Source organism: Marseilla massiliensis (genome assembly GCF_023336985.1).
Lineage (GTDB): Bacteria > Bacteroidota > Bacteroidia > Bacteroidales > Bacteroidaceae > Prevotella > Prevotella intestinigallinarum.
This window is the reverse complement of sequence record NZ_JAMBLP010000029.1, coordinates 18,696-31,333: the sequence shown is the minus strand read 5'-3', so window position 1 is coordinate 31,333 and position 12,638 is coordinate 18,696. Positions and strand designations below refer to the sequence as shown.

The following is a 12,638-nucleotide window of genomic DNA, read 5'->3' as shown; positions in this document are numbered from 1 at the left end:
ATTACATAAAATCTCAGGAAATGGCGCAGATAATTGTCAAAGCACCTGTGTCTGGAATGCTCCACTTGTGCAATGTTTTCACCGTATATGTTACATAACGCTTGATTACTTTCGCAAAGATAGTGTATTTTCTTGTAAATCCATGATTTATCGGTATATAAAGAGAAGAGGAGAGGAAAAATCCCCTCCTTAATTCTAAATCATGTATCAGACATTCAAGTCTTACATCGGCAGTCCATAATTGTATTGCCCGAAAAGTCCTTTGCGGATGAGGTTCAAGCCAAGTGTCTGATAATAGTTGCAGACATCGTCTTCGGTTTAGAGATATTTGTAGCCATTGCGCGGCATGCGCTCTTTGAAGAAACGAAACAGGCAAGATGATTTAATGAGGTGGAGAAGCTCGCGATTAATGCCTCCAAAACAGCTTGCATAAAGGGGAATTTGGGCTCACCGGATAAATCCAGGTGGCTATTTAGAAGTTAAGGAGTTAGGGAGTAAAGGAGTTAAGACAATAGTCTTTGTGTACAATGGAGTTAGAGGAAGTTAGAAGGTGTTACAAGGAGTTAGAGGACAATAGCATTGGCTATCATAGCGTAGCCCTTTCTTAATTTTTTAATTCTTAACTCCCTAACACCCTTTACGCTTAAGCCCCTATGTTTATCGGGTGTCCCGGAATTTGCAGCCGGATTTTCAGACTGACCATAAACAACAACAATTCATTAGGCAAACAAAAAACACCCGGACAAATGAAGTTGCCCGGGTGCTATTGTGTGAGTTGTAATCCTCAAGTTATTCAGCCTTGGCCTCGTCTTTGGCAGGAGCCTCGGCAGCCTCGGCGGCAGGAGCCTCTGTTGCCTCAACAGTCTCGGCTGCAGCCTCGGCAGCAGGTGCCTCAGCCTTGGCAGAGCGACGAGAACGGCGGGTAGCCTTCTTCTTGCCGGCTGTCTTAGCCATGTTCTCATCGAAGTCTACAAGCTCGATGAAGCATATTTCGGCTCCATCACCCTTACGGAACCCAAGCTTGATGATACGGGTGTATCCTCCCGGACGGTCGCCAACCTTAGCGGCAACCGGCCCAAAGAGCTCCTTGAGAGCTTCCTTGTTCTGCAGGTGGCTGAACACCACGCGGCGCGAATGGGTTGAGTCGTCCTTGCAACGAGTGATAAGGGGCTCGGCATACTTCTTCAGAGCCTTAGCCTTGGCGAGAGTCGTAGTGATTCTTTTGTGCATGATCAGCGAAATAGTCATGTTTGCAAGCATGGCATGACGGTGGTCTGCAGTACGACTCAAATGATTGAATTTCTTGTTATGTCTCATTTTGTTTGTTTACTTTTTCAAGTGGAAGCAGTGCCGGGCACCTTGGAAGGCACCCGGACGGCTGTCATTCCTTGTCTAACTTATACTTGGAAATATCGGTTCCAAACGACAGATTCAGACTCTCGAGCAAATCATCAAGCTCGGTGAGCGATTTCTTGCCGAAGTTGCGAAACTTGAGCAGGTCGGTCTTGTTGTACTGCACAAGGTCGCCGAGCGTCTCGACATCGGCTGCCTTGAGGCAGTTGAGCGCGCGCACGCTGAGGTTCATGTCAACAAGGCGCGTCTTGAGCAACTGGCGCATGTGCAACACTTCCTCATCAAACTCCTGATTGCCGTCAACGTCGGTGTTCTCCAACGTTATCTTCTCGTCGGAGAAGAGCATGAAGTGATAGATGAGAATCTTTGCGGCCTCCTTAAGGGCATCCTTCGGGTGAATGGAACCATCCGTAGACACTTCAAGGATGAGCTTGTCGTAGTCGGTCTTCTGCTCGACACGATAGGGCTCAACGGAATACTTGACGTTACGGATCGGGGTGTAAATAGAATCGATTGGAATTACGTTCACATCGGTGCAGAACTCCCGGTTCTCGTCGGCGGGCACATATCCACGACCTTTGTTAATGGTAAGGTCAATCTGCATTGAAGCTTTTGAGTCTAAATGACAAATCACCAAATCTGGGTTTAACACTTCAAATCCAGTCAGATACTTGCCTATATCGCCGGCCTTAAACTCGGTGGAATTCTCAACCGTGATGCTAACTTTTTCGTTCTCGAATTCTTCTACTACTTGCTTGAACCTCACTTGCTTGAGATTCAAGATAATGTTGGTCACGTCTTCCTTGACACCGGGCACTGACGAGAACTCGTGCTCCACCCCCGCAATGCGGACAGTGTTGACAGCATAGCCCTCAAGCGATGAAAGAAGAATGCGGCGCAGGGCGTTACCTATGGTCACGCCGAAGCCGGGCTCCAATGGACGGAATTCGAACTTGCCGAACTTGTCCGTAGCCTCCAGCATTACGACTTTATCAGGTTTTTGAAATGCTAATATCGCCATTAATTCAATGATTTATTTAGAGTACAACTCAACGATTAACTGCTCCTTAATGTTCTCGGGGATGTCGGCACGGTCGGGCTTGTGCAGATACTTGCCTCCCTTGATGTTCTCATCCCATTCGAGCCAAGGGTACTTGCTGTGGTTAAAACCGGCAAGGGCAGCCTCGATGACCTCGAGTGACTTTGACTTCTCGCGAACAGCCACAATCTGGCCGGGCTTAACGGAGTAAGAAGGTATGTTGACAACCTGTCCGTCTACCGTTATGTGCTTGTGGCCAACGAGCTGGCGTGCAGCAGCGCGAGTCGGGGCAATGCCCAGACGGAACACAATGTTGTCGAGACGGCTCTCCAGGTTCTGGAGCAACACCTCACCGGTAATGCCCTCAGCACGGGCAGCCTTCTCAAACATATTGCGGAACTGGCGCTCAAGCACTCCGTATGTATACTTGGCTTTCTGCTTCTCTGCCAGCATGACGCCATACTCGGAAGTCTTCCTGCGACGGCTGTTGCCATGCTGTCCAGGAGGGAAGTTTCTCCTAGACAAAACTTTGTCTGCGCCGAAGATGGGCTCTCCAAAACGACGCGCAATCCTTGATTTCGGTCCAATATATCTTGCCATAATATCTAATGCTAATAAGTTCTACATTGCTCGTTGACTATACTCTTCTTCTCTTCGGAGGACGGCAGCCATTGTGCGGCAGCGGAGTAACATCTACTATCTCCATCACCTCTATGCCGGCACCGTGGATAGCACGGATGGCTGACTCACGGCCGTTACCCGGACCCTTGACATAAGCCTTCACCTTGCGCAGACCGAGGTCGTAGGCCACCTTGGCACAATCCTCAGCTGCCATCTGGGCTGCATACGGGGTGTTCTTCTTTGAACCGCGGAAACCCATCTTTCCGGCTGAAGACCATGAGATAACCTGGCCCTCGCTGTTGGCCAAAGAGACGATGATGTTGTTGAACGAGCTATGTACATGAAGCTGACCTATCGCGTCAACCTTTACGTTCCTTTTCTTTGAAGTGACTGTTTTCTTTGCCATGATTCCAAATTCTTAATTACTAACTATTAATTATTTAGTGGCCTTCTTCTTGTTTGCAACAGTCTTCTTCTTTCCCTTACGGGTACGAGCATTATTCTTAGTGCTCTGACCGCGAACAGGAAGACCGAGACGGTGACGGATTCCCCTGTAGCAACCAATGTCCATCAGACGCTTGATGTTCAACTGGATCTCTGAACGGAGATCACCTTCCACTTTGTACTCAGCGCCGATGATTTCACGGATTTTGGCTGCCTGGTCGTCTGTCCACTCGCTGACCTTCAGGTCGCGGCTGACGCCTGCCTTATCCAATATCTTTGCTGAACTACTTCGACCTATACCGTAGATATAAGTCAATGCGATTTCGCCACGCTTGTCTTGGGGCAAATCTACTCCAACAATTCTTATTGCCATTTGTTAATAAATAAAATAGATAAATGTTTAATGTCTTAATTAACCCTGACGCAACTTGTACTTGGGGTTTTTCTTGTTGATAACGAACAGGCGACCCTTGCGACGCACAATCTTGCAGTCGGGGGTGCGCTTCTTCAATGATGCTCTTGTCTTCATATTTATGCCTAATGATTATTTGTATCTGAATACGATTCTGCCTTTTGTCAAATCGTAAGGGCTCATCTCTACCTTTACTTTGTCGCCGGGAAGAATCTTGATGTAGTGCATTCGCATCTTGCCCGAGATGTGGGCAATTATCTGCACCCCATTCTCCAATTCAACACGGAACATTGCATTGGAGAGCGACTCGATGATTGTCCCGTCTTGTTCTATAGCGGATTGTTTTGCCATATCAATATAATTTGCCTTCTAAACGTTCTACTTCTTCGAATGATGATAAAATGTCTGCCTTGCCTTTGCGTATGGCTATTGTATGCTCAAAGTGGGCGGCTGGCCGTCCGTCAAGCGTCTTTATGGTCCACTTGTCGGGCATGATGCCTATGGCCCTGTTTCCCATCGTCACCATCGGCTCGATGGCTATGCACATCCCAGACTTCAGCATGATGCCTCGACCCCTTCCACCGTAATTGGGTATCTTTGGATCTTCGTGCATCTCGCGGCCTATCCCATGGCCGGTAAGCTCTCTGACTATTCCGTAACCGAAGCTCTGGCAATAGTCTTGGATTGCACATCCGATGTCGCCCACATGCCTCCCGGCCATTGCAGCCTCGATACCTAAGTAAAGAGACTCTTTCGTGACCTTCAGCAACTGCCTTACCTCGGGGGCTACCTCGCCGACACAGAAGGTGTAGCAAGAGTCGCCGTTGAAACCGTTGAGCAACACTCCACAGTCTATTGAAATGATGTCACCATCCTTCAAAACTGTGGCGGCGTCGGGAATGCCATGAACCACGACATCGTTGACAGATGTGCAGATGCTGGCCGGAAATGGCGGGCCAAACGGATTGGGAAACCCCTTGAACGTAGGCACAGCACCATTGTCGCAAATGAACTCGTTGGCAACCTTGTCCAGCTGCAGTGTTGAAACACCGGGCTTGATATGCTTCGCCAATTCGCCAAGCGTCCTGCCCACGAGCAGGTTCGCTTGGCGCATAAGCTCTATTTCATCCTCAGTCTTCAGAAATATATTCATCACGAAGTCCTTATCAATATGCGGAAACACCGCCACGGCCATGGATGCGGCCCGAGTTGAGCAGGCCGTCGTAGTGGCGCATGAGCAAATGGCTCTCTATCTGCTGCAAGGTGTCGAGAACAACGCCTATGAGAATCAATAGAGAAGTACCGCCAAAGAACTGCGAGAATGCATCCTGCACATTAAGCAATCCTGCGAGTGCCGGCATGATGGCAATGAAAGCGATAAACAGCGAACCGGGGAAGGTGATGCGTGACATCACCGTGTCGATATACTCGGCAGTGTCCTTACCGGGCTTAACGCCGGGTATGAAGCCATTGTTGCGCTTCATGTCTTCAGCCATCTGTGTAGGATTCAAGGTAATAGCCGTGTAGAAATAGGTAAAAGCGATGATGAGCACCGCAAAAACCACGTTGTACAGCAAGCTGCGGTGATCCATCAAGGAACGCACAAACCAGCTGGAGTTCTCGGGCGTCGAGTATTGCACGATTGCCAACGGAATGAACATCAGAGCCTGAGCAAAAATGATAGGCATCACATTGGCTGCGAACAACTTCAGGGGAATGTACTGACGGGCACCACCATACTGCTTGTTGCCAACAATACGCTTTGCATACTGTACAGGGATCTTGCGAGTTCCCTGCACCAAGACAATAGATGCGCAAACAACTGCATAGAGAATGAGTATCTCAATGAGGAACATGACAAGGCCGCCACCGGTGATGGCAGTGAAGCGCGAGCTGACTTCCTGGATGAAAGCCTGAGGCAAACGCGCTATGATACCTATCATGATTATCAGGGAGATACCATTGCCTATACCCTTATCTGTAATGCGCTCACCCAACCAAAGGATGAACATACTTCCCGCAGCGAGGATAATGGTGGCCGGGATGATGAAAACAGACCAGGAAATGCCCGTAGCAAGGGCACTTCCAGCCTGCATCTTAAGATTTATGAGGTAACTCGGGGCTTGGAATAGCAATATTGCCACCGTAAGCCACCGAGTGTACATACTGATCTTCTTGCGACCACTTTCTCCCTCACGCTGCATCTTTTGGAAATAAGGCACAGCGACAGCAAGAAGCTGCATAACGATAGAAGCTGAGATGTAAGGCATTATTCCCAACGCAAAGATTGAAGCATTGGAAAATGCACCACCAGAGAACATATCCAGAAGCGACATCAAGCCCCCCTGGGTTTGCGACTGTAGTTTATCCAACATGGCCGGGTTTATACCTGGAAGTACAACGAATGAGCCGAAACGGTAAATAGCCGTAAAGAGAAGAGTGATGAGAATGCGCTGACGCAAGTCCTCAATCTTCCAAATGTTCTGTAGTGTCTCAATTAACTTCTTCATTTCCTCAGATTATTGTTGCGTTACCACCTACTGCTTTTATTGCTTCCTCAGCTGTTTTTGAGAATGCGTTTGCTTCAACGTCTATTTTAGCAGTCAGTTCGCCTTTGCCAAGGATCTTGACAAGTTTCTTGCCGTTGGTGATGCCTGCCTCTACGAGTTCAGCCAGCCCAATCTTGGTGAGAGATTTCTCCTCTGCCAACTGCTGGAGTGTCTGGAGGTTTACAGCGAGGTACTCCTTGTGATTGATGTTCTTGAATCCGAACTTAGGCACACGACGCTGCAAAGGCATCTGACCACCTTCGAAACCAATCTTCCTCTTGTAGCCAGAGCGTGCTTTCGCTCCCTTGTGGCCACGGGTAGAGGTGCCACCCAGGCCAGAGCCCGGTCCACGGCCAATCCTGCGACGGGAATGAGTGGAACCGGCTGCCGGCGTTAAATTATGTAGCTTCATCTTCGAATCGTTTTTTAAGTTTGAAAAATTAGTCAATAACGGTCACCAAGTGATGAACCTTGCGTATCATTCCGCGGAGCGAAGGAGAGTCTTCCTTTTCAACCACCTGCGAAATCTTGTGCAAGCCTAATGCAGCAAGTGTTCTCTTCTGGTCTGCAGGAGCACCAATTTTGCTTTTTATCTGCTTTATCTTAATTGTTGCCATACAAAAATCTCCTTATCCTCTAAATACTTTCTCCATGCTAATGCCACGTGTACCTGCGATGGTATATGCATCCCTCAGCTGGCTCAGGGCAAGAATCGTTGCCTTGACCAAGTTGTGGGGGTTGGAAGAACCCTTAGACTTGGCAAGCACGTCCTTTACGCCTACGCTCTCAAGAACGGCGCGCATGGCACCTCCGGCCACAAGACCGGTACCGGCTGCTGCCGGACGCAAGAACACATCAGCACCACCGAAACGTGCATCTATCTCATGAGGGATGGTGCCCCTAAGCAATGTCACCTTAACGAGGTTCTTCTTGGCTGCCTCAACGCCCTTGGCAATGGCTGCGGTTACCTCACCAGCCTTTCCAAGGCCACATCCGATGATGCCGTTGCCGTCACCAACAACGACAATGGCTGCGAAAGTAAAGGTGCGACCACCCTTTGTCACCTTGGTGACACGGTTAATAGCAACCAACCTGTCTTTTAACTCAACGTCACTATTTACTTTAACTTTGTTCATTGCCATAATCGTTTAAAAATTAAGTCCACCTTTACGCGCTGCATCAGCAAGTTGCTTTACACGCCCATGATAGAGGTAGCCATTACGGTCGAAGACAACTGCTGTAACACCAGCCTCGATTGCCTTCTTTGCAATGAGCTCACCAACCTTCTCTGCCTGCTGAATCTTTGGCATTGCCTCAAGGCCCAACGAAGAGGCTGAGACGATGGTCTTGCCTTCGTTGTCGTTGATTACCTGAGCGTATATCTGCTTGTTGCTGCGGAAAACGCTCAAGCGAGGACGCTCATCGGTGCCAAATACCTTTTTGCGAATTCTGTACTTGATCTTAATTCGTCTTTCTATCTTCTTTGTTGTCATAATCGTAATTAATTAAAGTTACTTAGCGGCAGCAGTCTTGCCAGACTTCCTGCGGATAACTTCACCCTGGAACAGAACACCTTTTCCTTTGTAAGGCTCAGGCATACGGAAAGAACGAATTTTTGCACAGATAAGACCCAGCAACGCTTTGTCGCAAGACTCAAGAATGACGATAGGATTCTGGTTTCTTTCTGACTTAGTCTCAACCTTCACCTCATTGGGGAGCTGAATGAAGATGGGGTGGGTGTAACCGAGAGAGAACTCTATGATGTTACCTTGGTTTGAAACACGATAACCAACACCTACGAGCTCGAGCACCTTCTTGTAGCCCTCGCTCACACCTACAACCATGTTGTTGACAAGTGCACGATAGAGGCCGTGGAACGCCTGCTTCTGCTTGTAATTGACAGGATTGTTCTCGTCAATCTCAAAAGTCACGTGGCCATCGGCTACCTTCACGATTATAGAAGAGTCTACCTTCTGCGAAAGCTCGCCCTTCGGGCCCTTCACGTTGACTACCCCGTTGTTGAGGGTTACTGTAACACCCGCAGGGATGCTAATTGGCAATTTACCTATTCTTGACATATTCAATCCTCCAATTAATATACATAACAAAGAACCTCGCCGCCAATCTTGAGAGTGGAAGCCTCCTTGTCTGTCATTACACCCTTGGATGTAGATAAGATAGCTATACCTAATCCATTAATAACTCTCGGCATTTCCTTGTAACCGGTGTACTTGCGCAAACCCGGTGTCGACACCCTCTTAAGGCACTTGATGGCGCTTGCCTTCGTTGTGGGGTCATACTTCAAGGCAACCTTGATTGTTCCCTGTGGGCCATCCTCAATAAACTTGTAGTTCAAGATGTAACCCTTCTCGAAGAGGATCTTGGTGATTTCCTTCTTCAAGTTTGAAGCCGGTACTTCAACAACACGGTGATGAGCCATGATTGCGTTTCTCAACCTCGTCAGATAATCTGCTATTGGATCTGTCATAAATGTTTGTTTAATTAATCGGGCCTTCCCCGACAATATTAAAAACTAAAATCTGTAGTCTGCCATATTTACCAGCTGGCCTTCTTCACACCGGGTATCAAGCCCTTGGAAGCCATCTCACGGAATTGTATACGAGAGAGGCCGAACTGGCGCATGTATCCCTTCGGACGGCCCGTTATCTTGCAACGGTTGTGCAAACGGATAGGGTTAGCGTTCTTAGGGATGCTCTGCAACTTGCGAGCTGCCTCGTATGCCTCAGCTGGATCATCGGTTGTCGCAATGATTTTCTTGAGGGCGGCGCGCTTCTCTGCATAACGGGCTACGAGCTTGGCACGCTTAACCTCGCGGGCTTTCATTGATTCTTTTGCCATATCTCTTTAATCGTTTTTAGCGTTCTTGAACGGCAGGCCAAAAGCCTTGAGCAGAGCATACCCCTCTTCGTCTGTCTTTGCAGAGGTTACGAAAGTGATGTTCATACCCTGAAGGCGATCTACTGCATCAATGTTAATCTCCGGGAAAATAATCTGCTCCTGGATTCCGAGGGTGTAATTGCCACGGCCATCGAACTTGCTGTCAATGCCCTTGAAGTCGCGGATACGGGGCAAAGCCACCCTTACGAGCTTCTCGAGGAACTCGTACATGCGCTCGCGGCGGAGAGTAACCATGACACCGATAGGCATCTTCTTGCGGAGCTTGAAGTTGGCGATATCCTTCTTAGAATATGTTGCTACAGCCTTCTGTCCGGTGATGGCGGTAATCTCGTTTACTGCCACTTCGATGATTTTCTTGTCCTGAGTTGCATCTCCCAATCCCTGGTTGATGACAATCTTCTTCAATACAGGAATCTGCATAGTGGAAGAATAGCTGAACTGCTTCTTGAGAGCAGGGGCTATCTCCTCTATATAGGTTTTCTTTAGTTGTGCTGTATTCATTACTTAATTTCCTCCCCAGACTTTTTTGCGATACGGACTTTCTTACCATCCTCTGTCCTCTTGATGGCCACGCGAGTGGGCTCACCGCTCTTGGGGTCAACCAAGCTGAGGTTTGAGATATGTATCGGAGCCTCCTGCTTGATAATGCCACCCTGAGGGTGCTTTGCTGAAGGCTTCGTGCTCTTTGATACCATGTTCACTCCCTCAACAATGGCCCGCTGCTCCTTTACGAGCACCTTAAGCACCTTGTGAGGAGCGGGGTACTTGCCGTTAGAGCCCTTGACATCCTTGTCGTTGCCCGACAAGACAAGCACCATATCGTTTTTCTTTATTTTAAACTTATTCATCTCTTGTCGCAATTTTTATTGTTAAAGAACCTCTGGTGCCAAAGAAACGACTTTCATGTTGACGGCACGCAATTCGCGGGCTACAGGGCCAAAGATACGGCTTCCGCGGATTTCGCCTGCATTGTTGAGCAACACACAGGCATTGTCGTCGAAGCGGATGTATGACCCGTCTGCACGACGAATCTCTTTCTTTGTGCGTACTACCAAAGCCTTAGATACTGCACCCTTTTTCAGTTCACTTGAAGGAATGACATTCTTGACAGCCACAACGATAACGTCGCCCACACTGGCATAACGGCGGCCAGTTCCACCGAGCACGCGGATGCAAAGAGCTTCACGGGCACCGCTATTGTCACACACTGTAAGTCTTGTTTCTGCCTGTATCATAATTACTTAGCTTTTTCTACTATTTGTACTAATCTCCATCTCTTCGTCTTGCTCAGAGGACGGGTCTCCATGATGAGTACGGTATCGCCGACATTGGCCTCGCTGTTCTCGTCATGCACGTGATACTTCTTTGTCTTCTGGACGAACTTACCATAAATAGGGTGCTTCTCTTTGAATTTAGATGCGATAACGATAGTCTTCTGCATCTTGGCGCTTATCACTACACCCTGTCTTGTCTTTCTTAAATTTCTTTCCATCTGGCCCTAATTATTTGTTGAGTTCTCTTTCGCGCAGAATGGTCTTCATGCGCGCGATGTTACGACGTGTCATCTTAATCTCTGATGGATTCTCAAGCGGGCTGATTGAATGATTCAACTTCATCTGATTGTACTTGGCAATTTCTGTCTCCAATCTTTCGGCCAGGTCTTTGGTCTCCAACTCTCTTACTTCTTTAACCTTCATAATCAAGCGTTTTTATCGTAATCACGTCTAACAACAAACTTCGTCTTTACAGGCAACTTCTGGGCTGCGAGGCGCAGGGCCTCCTTGGCAACTTCAAAAGAAACGCCCTCGACTTCAAAGAGGATACGACCGGGAGTTACAGGGGCAACCCATCCTGCGGGGTCTCCCTTTCCCTTACCCATACGCACATCTGCAGGCTTGCGAGTGATAGGTTTGTCCGGGAATATGCGAATCCAAACCTGACCTTCACGCTGCATGTAGCGGTTGACAGCAACACGGGCTGCCTCTATCTGGCGGCTGTCGAGCCACTTGGCCTCAAGGGTCTTGATGCCGAAAGAGCCGAAAGCCAGCTGTGTACCCCTGTGGGCGTTGCCTTTGTTGCCACGGCCATCTTGGGGTCTTCTATATTTTACTCTCTTAGGTTGTAACATGATAGCTTCTAACTTTTAACAATTACTTACTCTTCTTATTACGGAACTTCCTGCCACCATTGCTACCGTTTGAGCGGCTGTTGCCTTTCTCCTGCGTGAAGTTGGGCGAAACATCCTGCTTGCCGTAAAGCTCGCCACGGCAAATCCAAACCTTAATGCCTAAGAGGCCAACCTTAGTAAGGGCCTCGGCCTGGCAGAAATCGATATCGGCACGGAATGTGTGCAACGGGGTGCGACCCTCCTTGTACATCTCCTTGCGTGCCATCTCTGCACCGTTAAGACGTCCGGTAATCTGAACCTTGATACCCTCTGCTCCGGCACGCATCGTATTGGCAATGGCCATCTTGATGGCACGGCGGTAAGCAATCTTACCCTCCACCTGACGGGCAATGTTGTTTGCTACGATTGTTGCATCGAGCTCGGGTTTCTTAACCTCAAAGATGTTGATTTGAATCTCCTTGTCATAAAGCTTCTTGAGCTCTTCCTTGAGCTTGTCAACATCCTGTCCTCCCTTACCAATGACAATACCCGGGCGGGCAGTGCAAATAGTAATGGTCACCAGCTTAAGTGTGCGTTCGATGACAATGCGAGACACGCTTGCCTTGGCAAGGCGCTCGTTAAGGTACTTGCGGATTTTCATGTCCTCCACGAGGTTGTCTCCGAAGTCCTTGCCTCCAAACCAATTTGAATCCCAACCTCTAACTATACCGAGACGGTTGCTTATCGGATTAACTTTCTGTCCCATTCTACTTGTTATTTATCATTAGTTTTAGAGTCTACATACAGAGTCACATGATTGGAACGCTTGCGAATCCTGTAACCACGGCCCTGAGGTGCCGGTCTCATGCGCTTCAAGGTAACACCTTCGTCCACGAAGATCTTAGTAATGAAAAGCTCACCATCCTCAGCCTTACGGTCGTTTTTGGCCTCCCAGTTGGCAATGGCAGAACGGAGAAGTTTCTCAACGTCAGCAGCTGCGGCCTTCTTGGTGAACCTGAGTACGCCTAAGGCGCGGTTAACCTCCATGCCACGCACAAGGTCTACCACGTAGCGCATCTTGCGGGGAGAGGAGGGAACGCCTTTCAGCTTTGCAAAATACTGTGTTTTAAGGGCTGCCTTTCTTTCTTCAGCCTTAATATGTTTTCTTGCTCCCATTATTGTTTTCTTTTATTT

24 protein-coding genes are annotated in these 12,638 nt (G+C 48.5%); all 24 read right to left on the bottom strand.

Going from position 1 to position 12,638, the window contains the following annotated elements; translation table 11 throughout:
• Positions 1 to 789: 789 nt before the first annotated feature.
• Positions 790 to 1,317, bottom strand: coding sequence for a 50S ribosomal protein L17 (gene rplQ / locus M3089_RS14115; protein ID WP_249084762.1), 528 nt, complete (start codon positions 1,315 to 1,317; stop codon positions 790 to 792).
• A gap of 64 nt (positions 1,318 to 1,381) precedes the next feature.
• On the bottom strand, positions 1,382 to 2,374 hold the full coding sequence (locus M3089_RS14110; protein WP_205109606.1) for a DNA-directed RNA polymerase subunit alpha: 993 nt from the start codon (positions 2,372 to 2,374) through the stop codon (positions 1,382 to 1,384).
• A 12-nt stretch (positions 2,375 to 2,386) separates the two neighbouring features.
• Positions 2,387 to 2,992, bottom strand: a complete 606-nt coding sequence (rpsD, locus tag M3089_RS14105) for a 30S ribosomal protein S4 (RefSeq protein WP_205109604.1) — start codon at positions 2,990 to 2,992, stop codon at positions 2,387 to 2,389.
• A 37-nt stretch (positions 2,993 to 3,029) separates the two neighbouring features.
• A complete protein-coding gene (gene rpsK, locus M3089_RS14100; protein WP_205109602.1) occupies positions 3,030 to 3,419 on the bottom strand; it encodes a 30S ribosomal protein S11 in 390 nt (129 codons plus the stop codon).
• A gap of 30 nt (positions 3,420 to 3,449) precedes the next feature.
• Complete coding sequence (rpsM, locus tag M3089_RS14095) at positions 3,450 to 3,830, bottom strand: 30S ribosomal protein S13 (protein ID WP_205109601.1); 381 nt, start codon at positions 3,828 to 3,830, stop codon at positions 3,450 to 3,452.
• Positions 3,831 to 3,869: 39 nt separating this feature from the next.
• Positions 3,870 to 3,986 (bottom strand): 50S ribosomal protein L36, encoded by a 117-nt coding sequence (gene rpmJ / locus M3089_RS14090; RefSeq protein WP_006950529.1) that lies wholly within the window; start codon positions 3,984 to 3,986, stop codon positions 3,870 to 3,872.
• Between the two features lie 15 nt (positions 3,987 to 4,001).
• Entirely contained in the window at positions 4,002 to 4,220 is a 219-nt protein-coding gene (gene infA / locus M3089_RS14085) for a translation initiation factor IF-1 (protein ID WP_004369550.1), read from the bottom strand.
• A gap of 1 nt (position 4,221) precedes the next feature.
• The gene (gene map, locus M3089_RS14080; protein ID WP_249084759.1) at positions 4,222 to 5,022 is read right to left on the bottom strand and encodes a type I methionyl aminopeptidase; all 801 of its coding nucleotides are present in this window, start codon (positions 5,020 to 5,022) and stop codon (positions 4,222 to 4,224) included.
• Between the two features lie 13 nt (positions 5,023 to 5,035).
• Positions 5,036 to 6,379 carry a preprotein translocase subunit SecY gene (gene secY / locus M3089_RS14075; RefSeq protein ID WP_205109597.1) on the bottom strand — a complete coding sequence of 448 codons (1,344 nt, stop codon included), beginning with the start codon at positions 6,377 to 6,379 and terminating at the stop codon, positions 5,036 to 5,038.
• A 4-nt stretch (positions 6,380 to 6,383) separates the two neighbouring features.
• On the bottom strand, positions 6,384 to 6,830 hold the full coding sequence (rplO, locus tag M3089_RS14070; RefSeq protein ID WP_205109595.1) for a 50S ribosomal protein L15: 447 nt from the start codon (positions 6,828 to 6,830) through the stop codon (positions 6,384 to 6,386).
• Positions 6,831 to 6,858: 28 nt separating this feature from the next.
• On the bottom strand, positions 6,859 to 7,035 hold the full coding sequence (rpmD, locus tag M3089_RS14065; RefSeq protein WP_205109594.1) for a 50S ribosomal protein L30: 177 nt from the start codon (positions 7,033 to 7,035) through the stop codon (positions 6,859 to 6,861).
• Between the two features lie 12 nt (positions 7,036 to 7,047).
• On the bottom strand, positions 7,048 to 7,560 hold the full coding sequence (gene rpsE, locus M3089_RS14060) for a 30S ribosomal protein S5 (protein WP_205109592.1): 513 nt from the start codon (positions 7,558 to 7,560) through the stop codon (positions 7,048 to 7,050).
• Between the two features lie 6 nt (positions 7,561 to 7,566).
• Positions 7,567 to 7,911, bottom strand: coding sequence for a 50S ribosomal protein L18 (gene rplR / locus M3089_RS14055; RefSeq protein ID WP_249084758.1), 345 nt, complete (start codon positions 7,909 to 7,911; stop codon positions 7,567 to 7,569).
• Positions 7,912 to 7,929: 18 nt separating this feature from the next.
• On the bottom strand, positions 7,930 to 8,496 hold the full coding sequence (gene rplF / locus M3089_RS14050; RefSeq protein WP_205109588.1) for a 50S ribosomal protein L6: 567 nt from the start codon (positions 8,494 to 8,496) through the stop codon (positions 7,930 to 7,932).
• Between the two features lie 14 nt (positions 8,497 to 8,510).
• The gene (gene rpsH / locus M3089_RS14045) at positions 8,511 to 8,906 is read right to left on the bottom strand and encodes a 30S ribosomal protein S8 (protein WP_205109586.1); all 396 of its coding nucleotides are present in this window, start codon (positions 8,904 to 8,906) and stop codon (positions 8,511 to 8,513) included.
• 68 nt (positions 8,907 to 8,974) lie between these two features.
• On the bottom strand, positions 8,975 to 9,277 hold the full coding sequence (gene rpsN, locus M3089_RS14040; RefSeq protein ID WP_249084755.1) for a 30S ribosomal protein S14: 303 nt from the start codon (positions 9,275 to 9,277) through the stop codon (positions 8,975 to 8,977).
• A 6-nt stretch (positions 9,278 to 9,283) separates the two neighbouring features.
• Positions 9,284 to 9,838, bottom strand: a complete 555-nt coding sequence (gene rplE, locus M3089_RS14035; protein ID WP_205109582.1) for a 50S ribosomal protein L5 — start codon at positions 9,836 to 9,838, stop codon at positions 9,284 to 9,286.
• Positions 9,838 to 10,185, bottom strand: coding sequence for a 50S ribosomal protein L24 (gene rplX, locus M3089_RS14030; RefSeq protein ID WP_205109580.1), 348 nt, complete (start codon positions 10,183 to 10,185; stop codon positions 9,838 to 9,840). The genes rplE and rplX overlap by 1 nt, the downstream gene beginning before the upstream one ends.
• Positions 10,186 to 10,206: 21 nt before the next feature.
• On the bottom strand, positions 10,207 to 10,572 hold the full coding sequence (gene rplN, locus M3089_RS14025; protein ID WP_205109579.1) for a 50S ribosomal protein L14: 366 nt from the start codon (positions 10,570 to 10,572) through the stop codon (positions 10,207 to 10,209).
• Positions 10,573 to 10,574: 2 nt separating this feature from the next.
• Positions 10,575 to 10,829 carry a 30S ribosomal protein S17 gene (rpsQ, locus tag M3089_RS14020; RefSeq protein ID WP_205109577.1) on the bottom strand — a complete coding sequence of 85 codons (255 nt, stop codon included), beginning with the start codon at positions 10,827 to 10,829 and terminating at the stop codon, positions 10,575 to 10,577.
• A gap of 10 nt (positions 10,830 to 10,839) precedes the next feature.
• Positions 10,840 to 11,034, bottom strand: coding sequence for a 50S ribosomal protein L29 (gene rpmC, locus M3089_RS14015; RefSeq protein WP_205109575.1), 195 nt, complete (start codon positions 11,032 to 11,034; stop codon positions 10,840 to 10,842).
• Positions 11,035 to 11,036: 2 nt separating this feature from the next.
• The gene (gene rplP, locus M3089_RS14010; RefSeq protein WP_205109573.1) at positions 11,037 to 11,465 is read right to left on the bottom strand and encodes a 50S ribosomal protein L16; all 429 of its coding nucleotides are present in this window, start codon (positions 11,463 to 11,465) and stop codon (positions 11,037 to 11,039) included.
• 22 nt (positions 11,466 to 11,487) lie between these two features.
• Complete coding sequence (rpsC, locus tag M3089_RS14005) at positions 11,488 to 12,210, bottom strand: 30S ribosomal protein S3 (protein WP_205109571.1); 723 nt, start codon at positions 12,208 to 12,210, stop codon at positions 11,488 to 11,490.
• Positions 12,211 to 12,218: 8 nt separating this feature from the next.
• Positions 12,219 to 12,620 carry a 50S ribosomal protein L22 gene (gene rplV / locus M3089_RS14000; RefSeq protein WP_205109569.1) on the bottom strand — a complete coding sequence of 134 codons (402 nt, stop codon included), beginning with the start codon at positions 12,618 to 12,620 and terminating at the stop codon, positions 12,219 to 12,221.
• Positions 12,621 to 12,638: the final 18 nt, after the last annotated feature.